Below are 25,760 nucleotides of genomic sequence, written 5' to 3' on the forward strand. Positions count from 1 at the left end.
CCCGAATAGTGGTGGGAATTGAATCGATATATCTCCACACGGCATGCGCGACATCTGTATATTCGCCTTCGAATCGGGCCGATGGAGCGCTCCCGTGGATTACATGACGTGTCGAATATCGGTACGGCAGCCATCGCGGATATCCGGTCGGTTGATCAGTTCGAGCGAAATATTTGCGGAAATTGCCTATTACGCTGGGAGAGTGCACCATGGTGAACACGGATGCCATCAGCATCCACTGTGGCACTTCGCTGCTGTACGTGGTGACTCGACAGCTTTAGGGCATCTACCTGGGATGTTGACGGAATATTAGTTTCGCGTGGAATGTCCGGATCGACTGTCGACCCGGATTGAATTGTTACTAGGGTGTTCCCTGAAAATCATATGCCAGATGTTTGCTGTCAGGCTAATGTCGGTACCAGGTTTCGGATCGGAATCGTCTGGGTAGCGCGCGCGGGACGTTGGATCGGTGGCCATCGGGATCCCTCTCTGTCCTGAGAACGTCGAGGGGAAACGGATGGTTGCTCGGCAGTAATGGACCCGCATTCAGCGGTTGTGGTACACGTAAATATGCGGGGTAGGAAAGCGCACGGATTTCCGTACTTGGAGTTTCGTGTTGGGTCTATAGCCATGCGAGGGGTCGGGTAATTATGGAGTCTGTCGAAAGCTGTGCCGGTAATCGGGATCTGATTCCGCTTTCCTCCGCGCAAACTGGCATGTGGTTCGCGGACGGCGCGCATAGTGGACCGGCGACCAATATCGCCCAGTACGTGGAGATCGAGGGGCCTCTCGAAGTGGCCCTGTTCAACAGGGCAGTGCACGAGGCGTGCGAAGAGACCGAGTCGCTCATGGTGCGGGTGGTCGAGGTGGAAGGGCGTCCCTACCAGGTCGTCGACCGCGGCATCACGTTCAACGAACTCGTACTCGATCTCGGCACGCACGCCGATCCGATGTCAGCGGCGCTGGAATGGATGCGCAACGACTACACCCGACCGGTCGACCTCACCCAGCACCAACTCGCGATCACTCGACTGATCAGAATCAGCGACGACCTGCACCTGTGGTACGCGCGTGCGCACCATCTCGTCATCGACGGGTACGGCGCGTTCAACGTGTTGAGCAGGGTCGCCGAGCACTACAACGCGATGTTGGAAGGCAGGCCGCCGGCGCGGCTGATGGCGATTCCCCTGCGTGACATCGCCGCGGAGGAGCAGGCATATCGGGCGGGTTCACGGTTCGAGGCCGATCGTCGGTACTGGCTGGACAAGGTCACCGATCTGCCCGCGCCGACCGGGTTGTCCGGTCGTTCGGCGCGCGCGGGAACCGTGGACGAGGTTGCCGCACGCGAACTTCCGGCCGAGCTGTGGACGCTGCTCGATCGCCGCTCGGCCGAGCTTGACGCGTCGGCCGCACAGGTCGTCGTCGCGGCGTTCGCGGCCTTCTTCACGCGGATGACCGGCGCCGACGAGGTGGTGCTCTCTGTCCCGATGAGCGCCAGGGTCACCGTGAAGCTGCGCAATGCCGCGGCGATGCTGGCCAATATGGTGCCGATCCGCTTCGCGATCGATGACGCGACCACCGTGGCGCAGTTGGTCAAGGCCTCGATCGCCGAGCTGATCTCCGCGTTGCGCCATCAGCGGTACCGCTTCGAGGACCTGCGCCGCGAATCGCCCGCGATCGACAACTCCGCCAACACTTTCGGGCCCGTCCTCAACATCTTGTTCTTCGACTCCGAGATCCGCCTCGGCGACGCCGTCGGTCGCTACCACGCGCTCACCTCGGGCGCGCTCGAAGACCTTCAGATCAACCTCTACCGGACCGGGCCGGACGCACCGCTGCTCATCGAGCTACACGGCAACGGCAATCTCTACAGCAAGCGCGATATCGACGCCCACGCCGATCGCTTCATCGAATTCCTGCGCCGCTTCATCGAGGCCGACTCCGACGAGCGCGTGGTGGAACTACCGCTGGTGTCGTCCGCGCAGGAGGACGCGATCGTCGACGAGTCGGCCGGTGTCGAGGGCATCGCCCCTGCTGAGACCTTGGTGGATGCGCTGGCGCGACAGGCCGATTCGACCCCGCTCGTGGAGGCGGTCACCGCCGACGGCGAGACGATCACCTATCGCGACCTCGATGCGCGTTCCACTCGGCTCGCCCGGCGTTTGATCGCCCGCGGCGCCGGTCCGGGCGCGCTGGTCGCCCTCGCCCTGCCGCGCGGTACCCGGCTGATCGTCGCGATGCTCGCGGTTCTGAAATCCGGTGCCGCGTATCTGCCCTTGGACCTCGGTCATCCCTCCGAACGACTGGAATACATTGTCGGTCAGGCGGATCCGACGGTTGTCATCGTCGAGGACTCCGCGCTGGCTGTGGGCGGCGATCGGCTGGTTCTCGAGCCCGGCGACGACCTCGACGGTGCCGCTGACCCGATCACCGATGAGGACCGCACCGCGCCACTGCGACCCGACGATGCCGCGTACGTCATCTTCACCTCCGGGTCAACGGGTCGGCCCAAGGGCGTGGTGATCAGCCACCGTTCGGCTGTCACCTACCTGGCGAATGCGTGTGCCGCTCTCGATATTCGGGCCGACGACGTGTGGACTTGGCTGCATTCGGTGGCCTTCGACTACTCGATCTGGGAGGTCTTCGGACCGCTGGTCACCGGCGGTCGCGTGGTGGTCGTCGATACGCTGACAGCGCGCGCCCCGGATGACCTGGTGCGGCTGACCGCCCGTGAAGGCGTCACCGTGTTCAGTCAAACTCCCTCGGCGTTCTATCAATTCGCCGCGGCTCGCCGACGGCACCTCGCGGCCGAGACACCCGATGGGGAGCTGGCACTGCGGGTGGTCGTGCTGTCCGGTGAGGGTCTGGACCCGGCGGCGTTGGCGCCCTGGTACCAGGACAACCCGGCCGGACCGGTCCTGGTCAACAGCTACGGCATCACCGAGACCACCGTGTTCGTCACCCGCACCGAGATGAGTGCCGACCTGGCCGTACCCGGCGCACCCAGCGTGATCGGCACGGCCCTGCCCGGCCTGCGCACCTATGTGCTCGATCGGCGCCTGCGCCCGACGCCGGTGGGCGCATGGGGTGAGATCTACGTAGCGGGAACGCAATTGGCCCGCGGCTACCTCGGTCAGCCCGCACTGAGCGCGGGCCGGTTCGTCGCCGACCCGTGGGGTGCGCCGGGGGAGCGGATGTACCGAAGCGGAGATGTGGCCCGCCGCAATCACGACGGCGAGCTCGAATACCGTGGCCGCGCGGATCAGCAGGTGCAGCTGCGCGGGTTCCGCATCGAACTCGACGAGGTCCGTGCCGCGCTGCTGGCTCATCCGGCGGTGGCTTCGGCCGCCGTGGTGGTGCATCGCGCCGATACCGACGCGGCACGTCTGGTGGGTTATGTCGTGGCGACCGGTACCGACTGTGATGTCGATGCCGTTGTCGCCCAGGCGGGTTCGTCGCTGCCGGACTACATGATCCCGAATGTCGTCATGGTCGTGGACGAACTGCCGTTGACGGTCAACGGCAAGCTCGACCTGCGCGCACTGCCCGAACCGGCAGCGGCGGCCACGGCGAGCTACGTCGCGCCGCGGACCGAGGCCGAAGAGACTGTCGCGCAGGTCTTCGCCGAGGTGCTCGGTGTGGAACGGATCGGCGCGTTCGACAGCTTCTTCGAGGTGGGCGGCAACTCGCTCACCGCGGCGGGCGCCGTCGTGCGGGTCGCCGATGCCACCGAATGCGAACTGTCGGTGCGTGATCTGTTCGCCAATCCGACGGTGGCCGGGTTCGCCGAGTACGTCAGCCGGGCGCGGCGTCGGGTGCGGCCCGCGCTGGCGCCGATCGCGCGGAACGGACTGCTGCCGTTGGCTCCCGCACAGCACCGGATGTGGTTGATCAACCGCGTCGACCCGGAGTCCGCCGCTTACAACATTCCCCTGGTCCTGCGGCTGTCCGGCCGACTCGACTCCGCTGCCTTGCGCGCGGCGCTGGGCGACGTTCTCGATCGCCACGAGTCGCTGCGGACCCGCTACCCCGCCCACGACGGCCACGGCACACAGGAGATCCTGTCGACCGAAGCGACCCTCACCGAATTCTCCTGCCTCCCGGAACACGTCGAGGAACACCGGCTCGCCGACCGGCTTCGCGAGCTGACCGCCGACGGCTTCGACGTCTGCGCCCGACCACCGCTGCGCGCGGTCCTGCTCACGACCGGCCACGACAGTCACGTGCTGGTCCTGGTTCTGCATCACATCTGCTGTGACGGTGCGTCGCTGGCGCCGCTGGCCGTCGACTTCGCCACCGCCTACGCTGCGCGGTCGCAGCAGCTCGCTCCGGACCAGCTGCCCCCGAGGGTGCAGTACGCCGACTACGCGGACTGGCACCGTCGCCTGCTCGGCGACGAAACCGACCCGGACTCGCTCGCCGCGGACCAATTGCAGTACTGGACAACTCAATTGGCCGATGCGCCCGCAGTGCTCGAGCTGCCGTCGGACCGGCCACGGCCCGATCGCCGTTCGATGCGCGGCGGGGTTGTCGCCACCGAGCTTCCCGCGCGGACCTATGCCGACATCGAGCGACTCGCCCGCGCCGCGGACCTCACTCCGTTCATGGTCGTCCATGCCGCACTCGCGGTCCTACTGGCTCGGCTGTCGGGCACCGGCGACATCGTCATCGGCGCCCCACTGGCCGGTCGCGGCGAGCCGGACCTCGCGCCGCTGGTGGGAATGTTCGTCAACACCGTGGCGCTGCGCACGCCGGTTCGCGGCGACGAATCGTTCGCCGCCTTCCTCGAACGCGTCAAGGACATCGACATCGACGCCTTCGCCCACGGCGACCTGCCGTACGACCGGGTCGTGGAAGAACTCGATCCGCGCCGCTCGGCGGCCTATGCGCCCATGTGTCAGGTGTATCTGTCCTTCGACAACACCGAACTGCCCCGCCTGACCCTGCCCGGCCTCACGGTGGATGTCCTCGATCCGGGCGCCGAACCCGCGAAGGTCGACCTCGTCGTCACCATCGACGCGAACGCCGCGGACACCGGCGACGTCGCGCTGCGCATCAACTACGCGACCGACCTGTTCGACGCCGCCACCGTCGAGCAGATGGCCGCACGGCTGCGCCGCATTCTCGACGCGGTGGTCGCGAACCCCTCCGTGCCGGTCGGCGATGTGGCGTTGCTGTCCACCGCCGAACGTGCCGCGCTGCAACCTGTTCGGGGTGCGGACGCGGTACCCGGCGTAGCGCTGGCGGATCTGCTGGCTCGCGGCGCCGCGATCTCGCCGGACGGTCCGGCGGTCGTCTCCGGCACCGAACAGATGGTCTTCACGGAGCTGGACGCGCAGTCGAACCGGTTCGCCCGCCGGCTGCTCGACGAAGGCGCCCGACCCGGCGAGGTGGTGGCGATGGTCCTGCCGCGCTCGCTCGATTTCGTGGTGGCGGTGTGGGCCGTCGCCAAAACGGGCGCGGCCCTGGTGCTGATCGACCCGCGCAATCCGCAGGATCGGATCCGCTCGATGCTCGCCGACAGCGCGCCCAGGGTGGTCTTGACCAGCGCCGAGGTCGAGGGCGCTGCGCCCGAGGGGCCGTGGGCGTTGCTGGTGGTGGCCGATCCCGTCTCGCGCGCCGTCACCGCCGGGTACTCCTCGGCGCCGGTTACCGACATCGACCGAGGCAGGCCGGTGCACCCCGGCGACGTGGCGTACGTGATCTACACCTCCGGCACGACCGGTGTTCCGAAGGGCGTCGAGGTCACCAGCCAGGGGCTGGCGAATTTCGCCGCCGAACAGCAGGACCGCTATGACGTCGAGCCCACCGTGCGGGTCCTGCAGGCCGCGGGTCCGGGGTTCGACGCGGTGATGCTGGAGATTCTGCTCGCCCACCCCGGTGGCGCCGCACTGATCGTGTCCCCGCCCGAGATCTACGCGGGCGCGGAACTGGCGGAACTCATTCGGGCACAAGGGGTTACCCATGCCTTCCTGACGCCGACCGTCCTCGGCTCGATGTCACCGCGGAACCTGGAGTGCCTGCGGGTGCTGGTCTCCGGTGGCGAAGCCTTGACGGCCGACCTCGCCGCGACCTGGGCGCCGGGGCGTCGGCTGTTCAACGGCTACGGTCCCACCGAAACGACGATCATGGTCGCGATCAGCGACCCGATTGCCCCGCAGGGTCCGATCACCATCGGCGGACCAATTCGCGGCATCTCCGCGCAGGTCCTCGACGCCCGGATGCAGCCGGTGCCGGTCGGTACGGCGGGCGAACTCTACATCGGTGGCGTGCAATTGGCGCGCGGCTACCTCGGTCGGCCCACGGTGACAGCGGCCAGTTTCGTCGCCGACCCCCGCGGTGCGGGCACCCGGATGTACCGCACAGGCGATCTGGTCCGGTGGACCTCGGAGCAGACCCTGCAATACCTGGGCCGCGCCGACCATCAGGTGAAGATCCGCGGGCAGCGCACCGAACTGGGGGAGATCGAAGCGGTACTCGCACAGGACCCCTCGGTGACCCACGCCGTCGTGGTGATCCACAACAGCACAGGCGCCGACCGCCTCGTCGGCTATCTGGTCGGCGCGGGCATCGACGCGGAGCAGGTACGCGCGACCGCGCGCGACCGACTTCCCGCGCACATGGTGCCCGACGTGTGCATGGTGCTCGACCGGTTCCCGTTGACCGCCAGCGGCAAGCTCGATCGTGCGGTGCTGCCGGAGCCGGTGTTCCCGCACACGGCTGCCGACATCGCGCCGCGCACACCCGCCGAACAACTCGTCGCCGATGTCTACCGCGAGGTGCTCGGCGCGACGCGGGTGAGCGCGCTCGACAATTTCTTCGATCTGGGCGGCAACTCGCTCACCGCGACCAAGGTCGCGGCGCGCCTGTCCGACGCGTTCGGCACCGACATCGCGGTGCGAGCACTGTTCGAGACGCCGACCGTCGACGCGCTCGCCCGCGAGCTGGCATCGATGGGCACGCAGGCCGGTCCGGGCACGGGCCGCCGCCGTCTGATACCGCAGCAGCGGCCGGATCGGATTCCGCTCTCGCCCGCGCAGGCGCGGATGTGGTTCCTCAACCAGTTCGACACCTCGGCGGCGGTCTACAACGTGCCGGTTGTCGTCCGGATCTCCGGACCACTCGATGTCGACGCGCTGCGGTCAGCCCTCGCCGATGTGATCGACAGGCACGAGACGCTGCGCACCCGATACCCCGACAGCGACAGCGGACCGTGGCAGGAAATCCTGCCACCGCACTCGGAACCGCGGCTCACGTGCGTCGAGGTCACCGAGGCCGAGATCGGCGACCGGATCGCGCGCGAGACCGCCCTCGGATTCGACGTGAGCACGGAGGTACCGTTCCGGGTCGCCTTGCTGCGTACCGCGGCCGAGGAGTGGACGGTGGTGCTCACCGTGCACCACATCGCCATCGACGGATCCTCGCTCGCGCCGCTGGCCGCCGACCTGGCCGTGGCCTACCGGGCCCGGATGGCAGGCGAGACACCGGCGTTGACGCCGCTGCCGGTCCAATACGCCGATTACACGCTGTGGCAACGGCGAAACCTCGGCACTCAGGACGACCCGGCGAGCGTGACCGCCGACCAGATCCGGTACTGGGTCGCGGCGCTGGCCGACCTGCCGCAGATGCTCGATCTGCCGACCGACCGCCCCCGCCCCGCGCGACAGTCCTACCGTGGCGCGACCATGTCGGCCACGATTCCCGCCGACCTGCATCGCGACATCGTCGCCCTCGCACGTCGCCACGACTCGACACTGTTCATGGTGACCCATGCGGCGTTCGCGGTCCTGCTGGCACGGCTGTCGGGCACCGAGGACATCGCGGTCGGTACCCCGGTCGCCGGGCGCGGCGAACCCGCGCTCGACCCGCTGATCGGCATGTTCGTCAACACGCTGGTGTTGCGCGTGCGGGTAGATCCCGCGGCGCCGTTCACCCAGGTGCTCGACCGCGCCCGCGAATGCGATCTCGGCGCGTTCGACAACGCGGGCATCCCGTTCGAACAGCTGGTGGAGGTCCTCAATCCGCCGCGTAGCACCGCGCACGAGCCGTTGACCCAGGTCGGCTTCTCGTTCCAGAACATCGACATCCCGACGCTGCAACTCGGCGGCCTCACGGTGGCCGCTGATCTCGTCGAACCGGGTGTTGCCAAGTACGACCTGCACCTGACCCTGGTCGACACGATCGACTCGACCGGTGCCCCCGGCGACATGCAGGTCGAATTCGGCTATGCGACAGATCTTTTCGACGAATCCACGATCGCGCCGATCTTCGAGCGGTTCCTCGCGATCCTGCGCGGTGTCGTCGCCGATCCCGGCTTGCCCGTGGGCGACCTGCCGCTGCTCAGCCCGCGCGAACTCGACGAACTGTCGCTGCGGCAATCCGGTCCGGATGCCCCCATGGATGGCTCGACGATCGCGGATCTGTTCGCGAAGCAGGTCGCGGCGACACCGGAACGCACCGCGGTCATCGACGGCGACAGCGATGACGTGCTCACCTACGCGGCGTTCGGCGCCGAGGTCAACGCGCTGGCGCGAGTGCTGATCGGCCACGGTATCGGGCCGGGAAGTCTGGTGGCCGTGGCAATGCGCCGTTCGGTCCATCTGCTCACCACGCTCTACGCCATCCACGCGACCGGCGCCGCCTACCTCCCGCTGGATCCGGACCACCCCGTCGACCGGCTGCGGACCGTGCTCGCCGCCGCACGACCTGACGGCGTGCTGATCCGTGACGACATCGACCTGCCGACGCGGGCGCCGGTCTGGCGGCTGTCGGACCTCAGTCCGGCCGCGACCGATACCGCGCCGGTCACCGATGCCGATCGGATCAGACCACTGCGCCCGAACGATCTGGCCTACGTCATCTTCACCTCCGGGTCGACCGGGGTTCCGAAGGGTGTCGCGCTCACCCACGAGGCGGTCGTCAACCAACTCCGTTGGCTCACAGCGCATTACCGTATCGGCGCCGACGACGTGCTGCTCCTGCGCACCCCCGCCACTTTCGACCTGTCGGTGTGGGAGTTGTTCACCGCCCCCACCTCCGGCGCCGCGTTGGTCGTCGCCGGGCGCGAGGATCACACCGACCCCGCTGCCGTCGCCGGGCTGATCGCCCGCCACGGCGTGACCGTGGTCGATTTCGTGCCCTCGCTGCTGTCGGCGTTCCTCGACCTCGCGAGTCCGGACGATCTCGCCACGATCCGCCAAGTGCTGTGCATCGGTGAGGCTTTGGACTCCGAGACCGTTGCCCGGTTCCGCGAGGTCAGCCGGGCGCGCATCGACAACCTGTACGGCCCGACGGAAGCGGCCGTCAGCGTCACCGCCTATGAAATCGGCGAGCTCGACGGACCCGTCGTGGCGATCGGCACGCCCGAAGCGAATGTCGTCGCGCACGTCCTCGACGCCCGACTGCGCCCCGTGCCCTCCGGCGTCACCGGTGAGCTCTATCTCGGTGGCATCCAACTCGCCCGCGGCTACCACGACCGCGCGGACCTCACAGCCGCTGCCTTCGTGGCCGACCCGTTCGGCTCGGTGCCGGGCGCTCGCCTCTATCGCACCGGCGACCTGGTCCGCTGGGACACGACTGGCCGGCTGCGCTATGTCGGCCGCCGCGATTCCCAGGTGAAGATTCGCGGCCTGCGCGTCGAACTCGGCGATATCGAAGCCGCGTTCCGCGCACACGACCGCATCGGTGCCGCGATTGTTCGAGTCCACCAGGTCGCCGACGGGCAGGTGCTGGTGGCCTACACGGTGAGCGACGAGGCGATCGGCCCCGACTCGCTGCGGACGTACCTGCTGGGACGCCTACCCGCGTATATGGTACCCGCCCAGGTGATTCGGATCGACGCGGTCCCGCTCACGCCCAACGGCAAGATCGACTACCGCGCCCTCCCCGCTCCGGACACCCGCGTCGGCTCGACCCGGTACCGGGCTCCCAGCGGGATCGTCGAGGAAACGATCGCCGGTGTGATCGGTGAACTGGTGCAGACACCGTGGATCGGCGCCGACGAGAATTTCTTCACCCTCGGCGGTAATTCGCTGTTGGCGACCCGAGTGCTCAGCCGCATCGGCGAAGTCCTCGGCGTGACGATTCCCGTGCGCGCCATCTTCGAAGCCCCGACCGTGGCCGAGCTGGCTCGGTGGGTCGAACGTCAGCGCGCGGTCGGTGATGTCGCTGGCCCGGTGGCGGCGGTGCGGCCCGAGCGCATCCCGCTCTCGCCCGCGCAGAGCCGGATGTGGCTGCTCAACCAGTTGGACCCCGAGTCCGCGAGTTACGTGGTGCCACTGTCGATCAGCCTCGACGGTGACCTCGATACCGAGGCCATGCGGGCCGCGCTGCACGATGTGATCGAACGACACGAGATCCTGCGCACCACCTATCCGGCCCACGACGGCACCCCCGCGCAGGTCGTGCTGAGTGCCGAGGAAGTCGTCGCGTCCTGCGATCTCGCCGTGCGCCCGGTGTCGGCGGATGTCCTGATCGAGGAGCTGACGCGGTTCTTCGGCGTCGGATTCGATGTCGCGGTGGGTGCCCCGCTGCGGGTGGCGCTGTTCCGAATCACCGAAACCGCGCACGCACTGGCACTCTCGGTGCACCACATCAATTGCGACGGCTATTCGGTGGCGCCGCTGGCCGCCGATATCATCGAGGCCTACCGCGCACGCAGAGTCGGCGCGGCACCCGAATGGGCTCCGCTGCCAGTGCAATTCGCTGACTACGCCCTGTGGCAGCGCGAACTGCTCGCCACACCCGATTCCGCGCCGGTCCGCGACCTGCTGTATTGGCGCACCCAACTCGCGGGGCTCCCGGATGTGCTCGCGCTGCCCACCGATCGCCCGCGCCCGCTCGAACAGTCCCATCGCGGGGCGACGGTCCACGCAGAGGTACCCGCTCACGTCGCCGAAGCCGTGGCGGCGTCGGCGCGGCGCGACGGGGTGACCCCGTTCATGGTGGCGCACACCGCCTTGGCCGTCCTGCTGGCGCAGTTGTCGAGTAGCGACGACATCGCCATCGGGATCCCGTACGCGGGTCGCGGCGACCGCTCGCTGGACCACCTCGTCGGCATGTTCGTCAACACGCTCGTCCTGCGTACCAGGGTCCGCCCGGAGCAGCGGTTCGCCGACCTGATCGAACTGACCAGGCGCACCGACATCGAGGCGTTCGATCATGCCGCCGTTCCGTTCGAACAGCTGGTGGAAGTGCTGAATCCGGCTCGCTCGACCGCACATTCACCGTTGTTCCAGGTGATGCTCGCCTACCAGAACATGGCGCCCGCCCAGCTCGACGTGCCGGGGCTCGAGATCGCGGGCATCGATGTCGGCGCCGACGCGGCGATCTGCGATCTGCTGCTGATGATCACCGAGGATCGAGGCCCGCACAACGAGATCACGGGCATGAATCTGCGCCTGACCTACGCCACCGACCTGTTCGACGACACCACCGCACGTCGGTTCACCGAACAGCTCGTCCGCGTGCTGGACGCTGTCACCGCCGACGCCCAGACCGTCGTCGGCGAGATCGACCTCGCCGACGAAACGACCCGCACCCGTCTGCTGCGCCCGCACGACGCACCACTGGTGAGCCCGCACCGCACGCTCGTCGACGCCTTCGACGAGCAGGTAGCACGCACCCCGGACGCCCCCGCCATCCGAGTGCCCGGCGGTCGCGTCCTCACCTACCGTGAGTTCGACGCGGACGTGAACCGTCTCGCTCGTCACCTCATCGATCTCGGCGCGGGCCCCGAAACCACCGTGGCGGTGGCGATTCACCGTTCGATCGACATGGTCACCGCCGTCTATGCCGTTGTGAAGTCCGGTGCCGCCTTCGTTCCGCTCGATCCCGACTACCCGACCGCACGGCTGGCCCACGTCGTGGCGGTCGCCCGACCGCTGCTGGTCGTCACCGTCACCGGCGACGAGAGCTCCCTTCCCGACGAGCTGTCTCGAGTCCGGCTCGACGAGCTCGACCTGAGCACACAACCCGCCGGACCCGTCGGCAACGACGAACGCCGCGCACCACTGCGCGCAGACAACACCGCCTATGTGCTGTTCACCTCCGGCTCGACCGGCGCGCCGAAGGGCGTCGCGCTCTCCCATGCCGCCACCACCCACCAGTTGGCTTGGGCCCAAGCCGAATTCCCGCACGACGCCTCGGATGTGGTGCTGCACAAGACCCCGATCACCTTTGACATCGCGGTGTGGGAGTTGTTCTGGCCGTTGCAGACCGGCGCGCAGATCGTCGTCGCCGAACCCGGCGGCCACCGCGATCCCGGCTACCTGGCCCAGGTCATCGCGGACGAGCGGGTGAGCACCGTGCACTTCGTCCCGTCGATGCTCGATGTGCTGCTCGAGCACCCGGGCACGACCCAGCTGTCCTCGGTTCGCTACCTCTTCCCGGCGGGCGAAGCGTTGGCCCAGCGCACCGCTGAACGCGCCGGGCAGGTTTTCGATCGGGCCGAGGTGGTCAACTGGTACGGACCCGCCGAAGCCGAGGTCGTGACGGCCTACCGCTGCACGACAGATCCCGCTGCGCCGCAGAGCGTTCCGATCGGATACCCGGTCACGGGGATGTCTGCCTATGTCCTGAACGCACGACTGCGGCCGGTCCCCGCCGGTGTCGTCGGCGATCTGTACGTCTCGGGCGCCCAGCTGGCCCGCGGCTACCAGGACCGCGCCGATCTCACCTGTGGGGTATTCCTCGCCGACCCGTTCGGCGCGCCGGGGGAGCGCCTCTACCGCACCGGCGACCTGGTCCGCTGGACGCCCACCGGCGCCCTGGAGTTCTTCGGCCGTAGCGACTTCCAGGTGAAGTACCACGGCCAGCGCGTCGAGCCCGGCGACATCGAAGCTGCCATGCACTCGATCGATGCGGTCGCCCGCGCGGTCGCGATCGTCACCGAGGACCGGATCACCGCCTATGTCACGCCGATGCCGGGTGCGGCACTCGACGGGCTGGAGGTGCGCCGTGCGCTCACCCGGCTACTGCCGTCCTACTTGGTTCCCGGCGCGGTGCTGGTGCTCGACACCTTGCCGCTCAATGCGAACGGCAAGCTGGACCGCGCCGCGCTGCCCCACCCGGACATCGACGACGCGGACGAATTCCTCGCCCCGCGCACCGACCGGGAAGCCGTGCTGGCCAAGATCGTCGCCGAGATCGTCGGCGCCGACCGGGTCAGCGTCGGCGCCGACCTGTTCGACATCGGCGTGAACTCGCTGTCGGCGGCCCAGATCGCGGCCAGGGCCGAAGCCGCCCTGCGGGTTCGGGTCGGTGTTCGCGACATCTTCGAGGCCCTCACCATCGCGGCGCTGGCCGAACGGATCGCGGTGCGCGACCGCTACGCCGGCGTGCCGCTGGTGCACCGCAACGAGCTCGCCGAGATTCCGTTGGCGGCGGCGCAGCGGCGCATCTGGATCCTCAACCAGCTCGACCCCGCCTCCGGTGCGTACAACATCGGATTCGCGGCCCGGCTGACCGGACCGCTCGACGTAGCGGCGCTGCGTGCGGCGATGACGGATGTGATCACCCGCCACGAGACCCTGCGCACGATCTATCCCGCGGTGGGCGGGCAACCGCACCAGCTCGTCCAGGACGGCACGGTCGGCGCCACGGATATCGAACTCGCCTCCCTCGACGATCCGGCGCTGCTGGCAGATCGCCTGCGCGATGCGGTGCAGTCGGGCTTCGACATCGCCACCGACACGCCGGTCCGCGTGCGGCTCTATCGCACGGATGCCGATGAACACGTCCTGATCCTGGTGGTGCACCACATCGCCGCAGATGGTGCGTCGATGGCGCCGCTGGCCCGAGATGTGTTCGCCGCCTACCGGTCTCGTCGCACCGACACGCCACCGCTGTGGCCGGCGTTGTCCGTCGACTATGCCGACTACGCGGTCTGGCAGCGTGAGCTGCTCGGTGCCGAGGACGACCCCACATCCCTGGCGGGGCGCCAAATCACCTACTGGCAGCGAATTCTCGCCGACGCCCCTGAACTGCTCGCCCTGCCGACCGACCGTCCACGGCCCGCGGTGCTGACGATGGACGGCGGCAGTGTCGGGTTCACCGTCGAGCCGGCGTTGCACGAGGCTGTCGTCGACCTCGCTCGCCGTGAGGGCGCCACGGTGTTCATGGTTCTGCACGCCGCGCTGGCGATCCTGCTCTCGCGCACCGCCCACACCGACGACGTCACGATCGGCACCCCGGTGAGCGGTCGCGGACGCCCCGAACTCGACGATCTGGTCGGGATGTTCGTCAACACGGTGGTCCTGCGCACTCGCGTCGCCGAGCGACTGTCGTTCCGGGAATTCCTGACGGAGGTGCGCGGCACGGATCTGGAGGGGCTCGCGCACGCGGACGTGCCGTTCGAGCGTCTGGTCGAGGTGCTCGACCGGGCCGGGTCGACCGCGTACTCGCCGCTGTTTCAGGTGATGCTCGGCTTCCGCAATGCCGATCCCACGCGTTTCGAACTCGATGATATCGACGTCGAGGTGCTCGATCCCGATGTGGCGCAGGCCAAAACCGACCTCACGGTGTTGCTGAACGAGCGCGCCGACGGAGCGGGCATCGACGGCGAGATCGTCTACGCCGCCGACCTGTTCACCGAGGCCACCGCGACTCGATTCGCCGAGCGCCTCCTGCGCGTTCTCGCCACGATCACCACAGAGCCGGACGTGACCCTCGAGGCCATCGACCTGCTGAGCCCCGAGGAGACCGCACAGCTGCTGCCCGCCGGGCGCGAGACAGCGGTGGCGCCGAAGACGCTGCCCGCGCTGCTCGCCGCCGCTGCCGCCGACCCGATGGCGACCGCGCTGATCGGTGACGACGAAACCCTGACCTACGGCGAACTCGACCTGCGATCCGACCGGCTCGCCGTGCTGCTCGCCCGGGCGGGTGCGATGCCGGGAACCTATGTCGCCCTGGCTGTCCCGCGGTCGGTGGCCTTTCACGTGGTGCTGTGGGCAATCGCGAAAACCGGTGCGGCGTTCGTGCCGATGGATCTGCGTTATCCCGCGGATCGGCTCGCGCACATGGCCCAGGACTCCGGGGTCACGCTCGGGGTGACACTGAGCGCGGCGCGTTCGTCGCTGCCCGACACCGTCGACTGGGTGTGCCTCGACGACGAGCAGGTGATCTCCGAACTGTCCACCACGTCACCGGATCACCACTTCGCGGCGGCGCGCCTGGATGATGCCGCCTACCTGGTGTACACCTCCGGCTCGACGGGCAAGCCGAAGGGTGTGGTCGTCACGCACGGGGGTCTGTCGGCCTTCGCGGCGGCGAAGCACCAGCACTATCAGGTGGATAGAGCGTCGAGGGTCCTGCAGGTCTCCGCGCCCGCGTTCGACGCGGTGATGATGGAAACGCTGATGGCCTATGACGCGGGTGCCGCCCTGGTCATCTCGCCCGCCGAGGTGTTCGCCGGTGCGGAACTGACCGAACTGATTCGTACGCACCGGGTTTCGCACACGTTCATGACACCCAGCGTGCTGGCGACCTTGCGGCCCGAGGGCCTCGACGCGCTGGAGATGCTGACGATCGGCGGCGAAGCGCTCTCCGCCGAACTCGTCGCCGCGTGGGCGCCGGGCCGTCGCTTCCACAATGTGTACGGACCGACCGAGACCACGATCGCGGTCTGTGTCAGCTCCGAGTTGGCACCGGGTGATCCGATCACCATCGGCACCCCGATCCCCGGGGTGCGCGCCGTCGTGCTCGACGCTCGGTTGCGACCGGTACCGGTGGGCGTGGTCGGTGAGTTGTATCTGTCGGGTAAGGCGCTGGCGCGTGGATACCTGAATCGGCCGGGGGCGAGCGCTGCCGCGTTCGTGGCCGACCCGTACGGTGCGAAGGGCACCCGGATGTATCGCACCGGTGACCTGGTGCGCTGGAGCGCCGAGTACGCCATCGAATACGTGGGTCGCGCCGATTTCCAGGTCAAGATTCGCGGTCAGCGCGTGGAACTCGGTGAGATCGACGCGGCGCTGGTGGCCTGCCCGAACGTCGCCACCGCGGTCACCGTGAGCAGGCGCGGCAATGCGGGACAACCGCTGTTGGCCGCCTATCTGGTGGCTGATGAGGGTCGAACGATCGATACGGCCGCGATCCGCGAGCAGATCTCGGGCGCGCTGCCCGAACACATGGTGCCCGCCGTGTTCATGGTTCTCGATGAGATGCCGGTGTCGTCGACAGGCAAGGTGAACCGGCGCGCACTGCCCGAACCCGATGTCGAGGTGCCGGATTCGGTGGTCACGGCCGCGGCGACCGAACTGGAAGCGACCATCGCGGGGATCTTCGCCGAGGTGCTCGGTGTGGCCTCGGTGGGGGCCGACGAGTCGTTCTTCGCACGCGGCGGTGACTCGATCATGTCGATCCAGCTGGCATCGCGATTGAAGACGGCCGGCGTGGTCGTGACGGCACGAGACATCTTCGAGCACCGGACTGTTCGCGGACTGGCCGTCGTGGCCGAGGACGCGGGACGGGTGACCCTGGAAGAACTGCCCGGCGGTGGCATCGGGGAGGTTGCGCGGACCCCGATCGTTTCCTGGTATCTGGATCGTCCGGCCGGTGACCGGTTCGCGCAATCGTTGCTGGTCGAGTTGCCCGGCGACGCACGGGAGACCGACGTGGTCGCCACGGTCGGCGCCGTGCTCGACCGACACGACATGCTGCGCGCACGACTGAGTGGCACGGAGGTCGACGCGCACCTCGAGGTCTTGCCGCGCGGCGCGATCGATGCCGAGCGGGTGGTGTCGGTGCGTACCTTCGGGACCGAGAACATGCCTGGCAGCATGGGGTTCACGGCGCTCGTCGAGGACGCGCTCGAGGAATCGTCGGCTCGACTGAGTCCCGTCGATGCAGCGATGATGCAGGTCGTCTGTCTGGTGCCGGAGCCCGGCGTGGCGTCGCGGGGGCGCGCGCTGATCGTGATCCACCACTTGGTGGTCGACGGTGTTTCCTGGCGCATCCTGATCCCCGACTTCGTCTCCGCGTGGCAGCAGCTCGGCGAGGGCCGAGCGGTCGAGCTGCCCGAAGTCGGCACATCGATGCGCCGCTGGGCGCAGGCCGTGACGTCGGCAGCCGACAGCCGTGTCGACGAGCTTGCACTGTGGCAGCGAATGGGGTCCCGTCCCGAACCGCTGCTCGGGCGGGCCGCACTCGACCCGACTGTCGACGTGCACGCCACGGTCGAGCGGATGACGCTGACCCTTCCTGTCGCCCTGACTACCGCCCTGATGGGTGCGGTGTCACGTGCCGCGCACGCCACCACCGACGACGCCCTACTGGCGGGTCTCCTGCTGGCACTGGGTCGTTGGCGCGCCGAACGCGGCGTCGAGCACCGCGGTGCGCGCATCCTGCTCGAAAGCCACGGGCGCGCCGAACAGCTCGCCCCTGGCGCCGACCTCTCGCGCACCGTCGGCTGGTTCACCAGCGCCTACCCGGTGGACCTCGACATCGACGGCACCGATCCGCGCGCCGCCGTGAAGGCGGTCAAGGAACAATTGCGGGCCGTGCCCGACAAGGGCATCGGCTACGGCATGCTGCGGTACCTCCACGCGGCGACGGCCCCGCAACTGGCGGCGTCGGCCGAACCGCAGATCAGTTTCAACAACCTGGGCCGTGCGGGCGTCGATCTCGCGGCGCTGTCCGGTGTCGCGTGGATTCCCGCCGGGGAGGACTTCGACCACCAGGCGGCCTTCGACCCAGACATGCCCGCCGCGGCGACACTGTCCATCGATACCAGCATCGTCGACACCCCCGACGGTCCGGTTCTGTCCGCGCAGATCGGTTACGCCACAAGGCTTCTCGATGATGGCGAGGTCCGCGAACTGCTCGACGAGTGGGCCGCCGCACTGCGTGAGATCGCGGAAATATCGGCACGAGAACGCGATTGGGGTCTGTCCCCGTCCGATACACCGTTGGTCGCGCTGACCCAACAGGACCTGGACATCTTCACCGAACGCTACGGGCCGATCGAGGCAGTCTGGTCGATGGCGCCCTTGCAGGCGGGACTGCTGTTCCATGCCGAGCTGGCCGTGGGCGAACTCGATGTGTACACGGCGCAGTCGGAGATGACCCTCACCGGGCCGGTCGACGAGGCCCGGCTTCGGCAGGCCGCGACGGACCTGCTGCGGCGGCATCCGAACCTGCGAGCCGCGTTCACCCGAACGATCGATGGTGCTGTCGCGCAAGTTGTTCCGGTGGATGCCACCGTGCACTGGCGCACCGTCGCGGCTGCTGAGGCGACGCTGCCGGAGATCCTCGCGTCCGAACGCGAGCGGACTTTCGACCCCGCCGATCCGCCACTGGTGCGATTCGTGCTCGTCCGGGTCGCGCCCGCCGAGTTCCGGCTGATTCTGACCGCGCATCACCTGCTGCTCGACGGTTGGTCACTGCCGTTGCTGCTGCGCGATCTGGTCGGGCTCTACGCGGCCGGTGCCGACGCGAGCCTGCTGCCTCCCGCGCCGTCCTACGGCGACTACCTGGGCTGGCTGGACCGGCGCGACACCACCGCCGGGGTCGAGATCTGGCGCGAGACGATGGCGGGCTTCACCGAACCCAGCCTGATCGCCGAAACGGTCGGCGAGGCAACCGTCGAGGTACCGACCGACCTCACCATCGATCTCGACGACGACATCACCACCGCCCTGACCGAACTCGCCCGCGCATGCGGCGCCACGATGTCGACGATCGTGCAGTTCGCCTGGGCGACGGTGCTGGCCAACCAACTCGGTCGCGAGCGGATCGTGTTCGGCGAGACGGTCTCCGGCAGGCCGGCCGAGGTGCCGGGCATCGAGTCGATGATCGGGCTGTTCATCAACACGCTCCCGGTCCCGGTCCATGTACAGGGTGACCGGACCATCACGGCCGCGCTGGAACAGTTGCAGGCGAACAAGACCCGGCTGCTCGATCACCATCACATCGAACTGTCCGGCATCATGGCCGCGGTCGGCGGCGGACAACTGTTCGACACCCTGGTGGCGTACGAGTCCTACCCGGTCGACAGCAGCGGACTCGGCGACGCCGACATCGACGGGGTCCGGGTCACCGACGTGGTCGGCACCGATGCCGCGCACTACCCGATCACCGTGCAGGCCCACCACACCGACACCTTGCACATCCGGGTGCGGTACCAGGCGGCTCGCGTCGACGGCGCGACCGCGGCCGGGCTGGCCGACCGTATCGAGCGCGTGCTGCGCGCCGTCGCCACCGCCCCGAGCGGGCGCGTCGGCGACATCGACCTGCTGTCGGCGGCCGAGCGCGCGGCGCTGGTTCCGGCCAGAGGCTCGGAGCGGGCGGCGCCCGAGGCGTTGACGGAGCTCTTGCGGCACGGCGTGACCCGGCACCCGGACAGTGTGGCGGTGATGAGCGGGTTCGAGACGGTGAGCTTCGCCGAGCTGGATACTCGCGCGCATCGGTTGGCGCACTGGCTGATCGAGCGCGGCGTCGACACGGGCGACACCGTCGGCGTGGTCATGCCGCGTTCGACCTCGTTGATCACGACGATCTGGGCGCTGGCCGAGGTCGGGGCCGCGGGTGCGCTGCTCGATCCGCGCAACCCGGATGAGCGGCTCGGGGTCATGCTGTCCGACTGCGGCGCCCGCGTCGTGTTGACCGTCGACGAGGTGAGCGACGGAGTGCCGGAAGGGGAGTGGGCACGGTTGGTCGTCGACGATCCGGCCGCGGTGCGCCAGATCGCGGACCAACCGGCGCGCGCTGTCGTGCGCACGGTCCGCGACACCGACCTGGCCTATGTCATCTACACCTCCGGAACCACCGGCAGACCGAAGGGGGTGGCGGTCACCCAGGCGGGTATGGCGAATTTCGCTGCCGAGCAGCGGGATCGGTACCAGGTCACGCCGGACTCGCGGGTGCTGCAGTGTGCCGCACCAGGATTCGACGCGGTCATGCTCGAAGTCCTGATGGCCCACCCGCACGGTGCGACGCTGGTCATCTCACCGCCCGATACCTACGCGGGCACCGAGTTGGCCGACATCATCCGGGACAACGCGGTCACCCACGCCTTCCTCACACCGACCGTGCTCGCGACCATGTCACCGAACGGGCTCGACAGCCTCGCGGTATTGGTCGCCGGTGGTGAGGCGGTACCGGCCGAGCTCGCCGCCCTCTGGGCGCCGGGACGCCGACTGTTCAACGGCTACGGACCCACCGAGACCACCATCATGGTCGCCATCAGCGAGCCCCTTGCGCCTCCCGAGCCCATCACCCTGGGCGGCCCGATTCGCGGGACCTCCGCCGTGGTGCTGGATTCGCACCTGCGGCCGGTGCCGATCGGGGTGACCGGCGAGCTCTACGTCAGCGGTATCCAGCTGGCGCGCGGATACCTCGGCCGGCCGGCCGCCACCGCCACGACATTTCTCGCCAACCCCTACGACCCGGGCGCCCGGATGTATCGGACGGGCGACCGCGTCCGCTGGACCGCCGACCACACGCTCGACTACGTCGGCCGTGTCGACCATCAGGTCAAGATCCGTGGCCAGCGGATCGAACTCGGCGAGATCGAGGCCGTCCTCGCCGAACATCCCACCGTCGCCCACGCGGTAGTGCTGCTGCGTACCGACGACCACGGCACGGACCGGCTCGTGGGCTACCTCATCGGCGACACCGTCGACCCCGAGCGGGTGCGCGCCTCGGCCCGCCGCCGACTGCCCGCTCACATGGTTCCCGACATCTGCGTGGTGCTGGGTCAGCTGCCACTGACCACCACCGGAAAGCTCGACCGTGGCGCTCTGCCGATGCCGGCCTTCGCCGCCGTCGGCTACCTGGCGCCGAGCGATCCGACCGAGCGCCTCGTCGCCGAGGTCTGCGCCGAAGTGCTCGACCTGCCCCGAGTCGGCTTGCGGGACAACTTCTTCGACCTCGGCGGCAACTCGCTGACCGCGACGAGGCTGACCGCACGACTGAGCTCGGCTCTCGGCATCCGGGTGTCGGTGCGCGACCTGTTCGAGTACCCGAGAATGGTCGACCTCGCCGCCCGGCTCACCGGCCACGACCACGTCGAACGTCCCGCCCTGACCCGGCGGCCCGACAGCGGCCCGGTGCCGCTCTCACCCGCCCAGCAGCGGATGTGGTTCCTCAACCAGCTCGACGCCTCCGTCGGTGCCTACAACGTGCCCCTGGTGATCCGGCTGAGCGGAGGGCTCGACATCTCGGCGCTGCGCACCGCCTGCGCGATGGTGATCGGGCGACACGAATCGTTGCGCACGAAATTCCCTGTGGTCGACGGCATTCCGCGACAGGTGATCGTCGACGCCGACGAGGTCGTGCCCGACCTGATCCCGGTCGCCATCGAGGAATCGGTGCTGCCGAAGGCCGCCACGGCGGTGCTGTCGGCCAGCTTCCAGGTCACCGCGGCTCCGCCGGTGCGGGCCGAACTGTTCGACCTCGGGTCCGACGAGTACGTACTGGTGATCGCCGTACACCACATCTGCGCGGACGGCCTTTCGATGATTCCCCTGGCTCGCGACGTCGCGGCCGCTTATCACGCCGTGACCACCGCGAGCTCGCCCGCATGGCCACCGCTCACCGTGCAGTATCCCGATTACGCACTGTGGCAGCATGCTCTGCTCGGCGACGAGCACGATCCGGAGTCGCTGCTGTCGCGGCAGCTGGACTTCTGGCGAGACACTCTCGCCGGGCTGCCGGAACTGCTCGAGCTGCCCACCGACATGCCCCGCCCGTCGGTCGCGTCCATGCGGGGCCGGATCGTCGACTTCGCCATCGAGGCACGGCTGCAGGAGCGGATCGGCGCGGTCGCGCGGGCGGCCGGCGCGACGCCGTTCATGGTGGCGCACGCCGCGTTGAGCGTGCTGCTCGCGCGGCTGGCGGGCACCGGCGATATCGCGGTCGGCACACCGGTGTCCGGGCGCGGGGAACGCGAACTCGACGATCTGATCGGCATGTTCGTCAACACTGTCGTCCTGCGTACAGCGGTGTCGGCCGAGCAGCCCTTCGACGCGCTCCTGGCCGACGTCATGGCCGCCGACCTGGCAGCGCTCGCGCACGCGGAGGTCTCCTTCGAACAGGTCGTGGAGGCGCTGAACCCGACACGTTCGACCGCGCACCTGCCGCTCTATCAGGTGACGATCGATTACCAGAACCTCGATCAGGTGGTCCTCGAACTGCCGGGGATCACGGTGGATCCGGTCGAGGACTACATCGAACAGGCGCAGTCCGATCTCAACGTGAAGCTGGTCGAACGTTTCGACGCAGACGGCAACCCGCGGGGCACGCTCGGTCGATTGACTTACGCCACCGACCTTTTCGTCGAAGAATCGATGGAGCGGTTCGCACAGTGGTATGTGCGGATCCTGGAGGCGGTGACCGCGGACCCGCAGGCCGTGATCGGCGACATCGAGTTCATGCAACCGGCGCAGCGCCACGAGGTTCTCGAGGCGGCAGGTGTGGCGGGCGCGCAAGTTCCCGAAGAAACAATCGGTGGTTTGTTCGCGCGGCGGGTGGCTGCCGCCCCGGATTCGGTCGCGGTGACCGATGGGACGACTGTCCTGACCTACGCGGAACTGAACCGGCGCGCCGAGGCCGTCGCCGCCCGGCTGATCGCGGCGGGGGCCGGTCCCGAAACGCTGGTGGCCGTGGCGTTGCCGCGCACCGCTGATCTGGCGGTCGGGCTGCTGGCCGTGGTCATGTCGGGTGCGGGTTATCTGCCCCTGGATGTGGCATATCCGGCCGAGCGGCTGCGCTTCGTGCTCGACGACGCGCGACCGGTGGCGATGCTGACCACCGCGGTGATGTCGTCGCAGATACCCGAATTCGGCGGGCCGATACTGCTTGTGGACGACGACGCGGTCGCCGCGAGCGGGCACGACGGTGCCGCGCGCCCGGACAATATCGCCTACATGATCTACACCTCCGGCTCCACCGGTCGGCCGAAGGGTGTCGCGGTCACCCACCGCGATGTGGTCACCCTGCTCACGAACGCCGCGGATAATTTCGACGTCGGGGCCGACGATGTGTGGACGCTGTTCCATTCCTACGCTTTCGATTTCGCGGTCTGGGAGATGTGGGGCGCTCTGCTCTCGGGTGGGCGTCTGGTGGTCGTCGATTACGACACCACTCGCACACCCGACGCCTTCGTCGAGCTCGTGGCGCGCGAACAGGTCACCGTGCTGAGCCAGACGCCGTCGGCGTTCTACGGATTCGTCGACGCGGAGCGCCGCTACCGTGGCGCGGGCGGCGACGAGCTGGCATTGCGCTACATCGTGTTCGGTGGTGAAGCGCTCGACCCGGCCCGCCTGACCGGCTGGTTGCTCGCCCACCCGGCGGGCTCGCCGCGACTGGTGAACATGTACGGCATCACCGAGACGACGGTCCACGTCAGCTATGCCGAAGTCGATCATGCCGGCACCAGCGGGATCGGCCGTGCCCTGCCCGGTATGGCGGTGTACGTGCTCGACGAGCGGTTGCGGCCGGTGCCTGCCGGTGTCGCCGGTGACCTCTACGTCGGCGGCGGACAGCTCTCGCGCGGCTACCACGGCCAGGGCGCGCTCACCGCGGGCCGATTCGTCGCCGATCCGTTCGGCACGCCGGGTAGCCGCCTGTACCGGACCGGTGACGTCGGCCGGTGGCGTCGCGGCGAACACCGACTGGAACTGGACTACCTCGGACGCGCCGACGCGCAGATCCAATTGCGCGGTTTCCGCATCGAATTGGGTGAGGTGGAATCGGCGCTGCTCGGCCATCCCGGCGTTGCCCAGGCGGCTGCCGCGGTGCACCGCCACGCCAAGGACGTCGACCAGCTGATCGGGTATGTCGTTCCCGTCGACGGGCAGGAACTGGACCCGGCGCAGGTGCGTGACACCGCCGCGAGGCTGCTCACCGGTTACATGGTGCCCTCGGCCATCGTGGTGCTGTCCGCGCTGCCGGTGACGGTCAACGGCAAGCTCGACCGAAACGCCCTGCCCGCGCCCGACTTCGAACCGTCCGAACGCGAATACGACGCGCCGCGAACACAGTCCGAGATCGCGATCGCCGAGGTGTTCGCGCACACCCTGAACGTGGCCAGGGTCGGGGCCGCGGACGGATTCTTCGACCTCGGCGGCAACTCGCTGCTGGCGACCATGGCCGTGGCAGAACTTCACGGCCGTGGAGTCCGGATCGAGCTGCCGTGGATGTTCGACGACGCGACACCGCGGGCACTGGCCCGCAGAGTCGACGAGGCCGAGGGCGGATCGGGCATGCAGGTGCTGCTGCCGCTGCGGCCCGCGGGTGATGCCGCGCCACTGTTCGCGATCCACCCGGCGGGCGGGCTCGCCTGGTTCTACGGCGGACTGGTGGGGCATCTGCGCGGCGATCGGCCGGTATTCGGCTTGCAGGACCCGCACGTTGTCGCCGACGAACCCGGCGCCACCTCGATCGATGAGCTCGCGCACCGCTACGTCGACGAGATCCGCCGAACCCAGTCCAGCGGGCCCTACCACCTGCTCGGCTGGTCGCTGGGTGGCGAGATCGCCCATGCGGTGGCGACTCGACTACAGGAGCAGGGCGAACAGGTCGCGCTGTTGGCGATGATGGACAGCGCGGTCGGCGCCCCGCCGATCACGCCCGACACCGGTTCCGCACCGGGCGAGTTGATGGCTGATCTGCTGGGTGGCTGGCGGGAACTGTTCGACCTCGGCGACACCGTCACCGCGAGCACCACCGAGCAGGCCTGGCAGGTGGTCCGCGATCAGATCACCGGCACCGGTTTGTTCACCGCCGACCAGATCGACCGGGTGATGGAAAGCTTCTCCACCGCAGGCGAACTCGCCGACGCCTACCGGCCCCGGGCCTTCGACGGTGACCTGATCTTCTTCACCGCGGGCAAGGATCGTGACGACACCGAAGCCGTCGCGCAGACATGGCGACCCCACGTCACGGGCCACATTCACAACACCGTTCTCGACGCACGCCATCTCGAGCTGACCCACCCCTCCGCGCTGGCCGTGATCGGCCCGATCCTCGAAGGATTCATGCACTGATGACGACCACACCGCAGCAATTGCGCCTCGACGACGGCCGCACCGTCACCTGCACCAGCCCCGCCGAAGCGCGCATGCTCTGGAACGAGATGATCGCCGACGGGTACTACCGGCGAGCCGCCGCCACCCTGCGACCCGGTGACCTCGTCGTCGACGTCGGCGCCAATATCGGACTCAGCGCGATGGTGTTCGCCGAAACGCACCCCGGCGTGCGGGTGATCGCGGCCGAACCCGCCCCCGCCACGTACGAGTGTCTGCACCGGAACATGTCGGCGCACGTGCCCGACGGTGTCGCCCTCGAGGTCGCGGTGGGTGCCGCACCCGGTGTGCTGCCGTTCACCTGGTACCCCCGAGCCACCGCGAACTCGAGCCTGTACGCCGATCGGGAGGCCGACGACGACGCGACGAAAACCTTCCTGCGCAACAGCGGTCTGCCCGACGACGCGATCACCCTCATCACCCGTGGCCTGCACGACGGCGAGCAGATCGATGTCGAGGTCACCACGGTGTCGGCGATCCTGGCGCAGGAGGACCCCGCCGCCGAGATCGGCGTACTGAAGATCGACGTCGAACGCGCCGAATTCGATGTCCTGCTCGGCATCACCGAATCCGACTGGTCCCGGATCCGCGCCGTCGTCGCCGAGGTACACGACCACGAGGGCCGCCTCGCCGAATTCTGCGAGGTCCTCGAACTCCACGGCCTCACCCCACGAAGTCGCCAGGATCCCTCGTTGGCCGGCACCGAACTGCACGAGGTGTACGCCGTTCGGGTATGAC

2 protein-coding genes are annotated in these 25,760 nt (G+C 68.5%); both read left to right on the top strand.

Annotation, left to right across the window (positions count from 1 at the left end):
* The first annotated feature begins 650 nt into the window (after positions 1-650).
* Complete coding sequence (locus tag OHS03_RS08940; protein WP_328662293.1) at positions 651-24,983, top strand: non-ribosomal peptide synthetase; 24,333 nt, start codon at positions 651-653, stop codon at positions 24,981-24,983.
* Entirely contained in the window at positions 24,983-25,759 is a 777-nt protein-coding gene (locus tag OHS03_RS08945; RefSeq protein WP_328662295.1) for an FkbM family methyltransferase, read from the top strand. Before OHS03_RS08940 ends, OHS03_RS08945 begins: the two co-directional genes overlap by 1 nt.
* Position 25,760 lies beyond the last annotated feature (1 nt).

The organism is Nocardia salmonicida, from assembly GCF_036142455.1.
Classification (GTDB): Bacteria; Actinomycetota; Actinomycetes; order Mycobacteriales; family Mycobacteriaceae; genus Nocardia; species Nocardia salmonicida.

What these genes read in the sequence shown, in the direction of transcription:
- OHS03_RS08940 (WP_328662293.1), top strand. Translation starts at nt 651, where the DNA reads ATGGAGTCTGTCGAAAGCTGTGCCGGTAATCGGGATCTGATTCCGCTT.
- OHS03_RS08945 (WP_328662295.1), top strand. Translation starts at nt 24,983, where the DNA reads ATGACGACCACACCGCAGCAATTGCGCCTCGACGACGGCCGCACCGTC.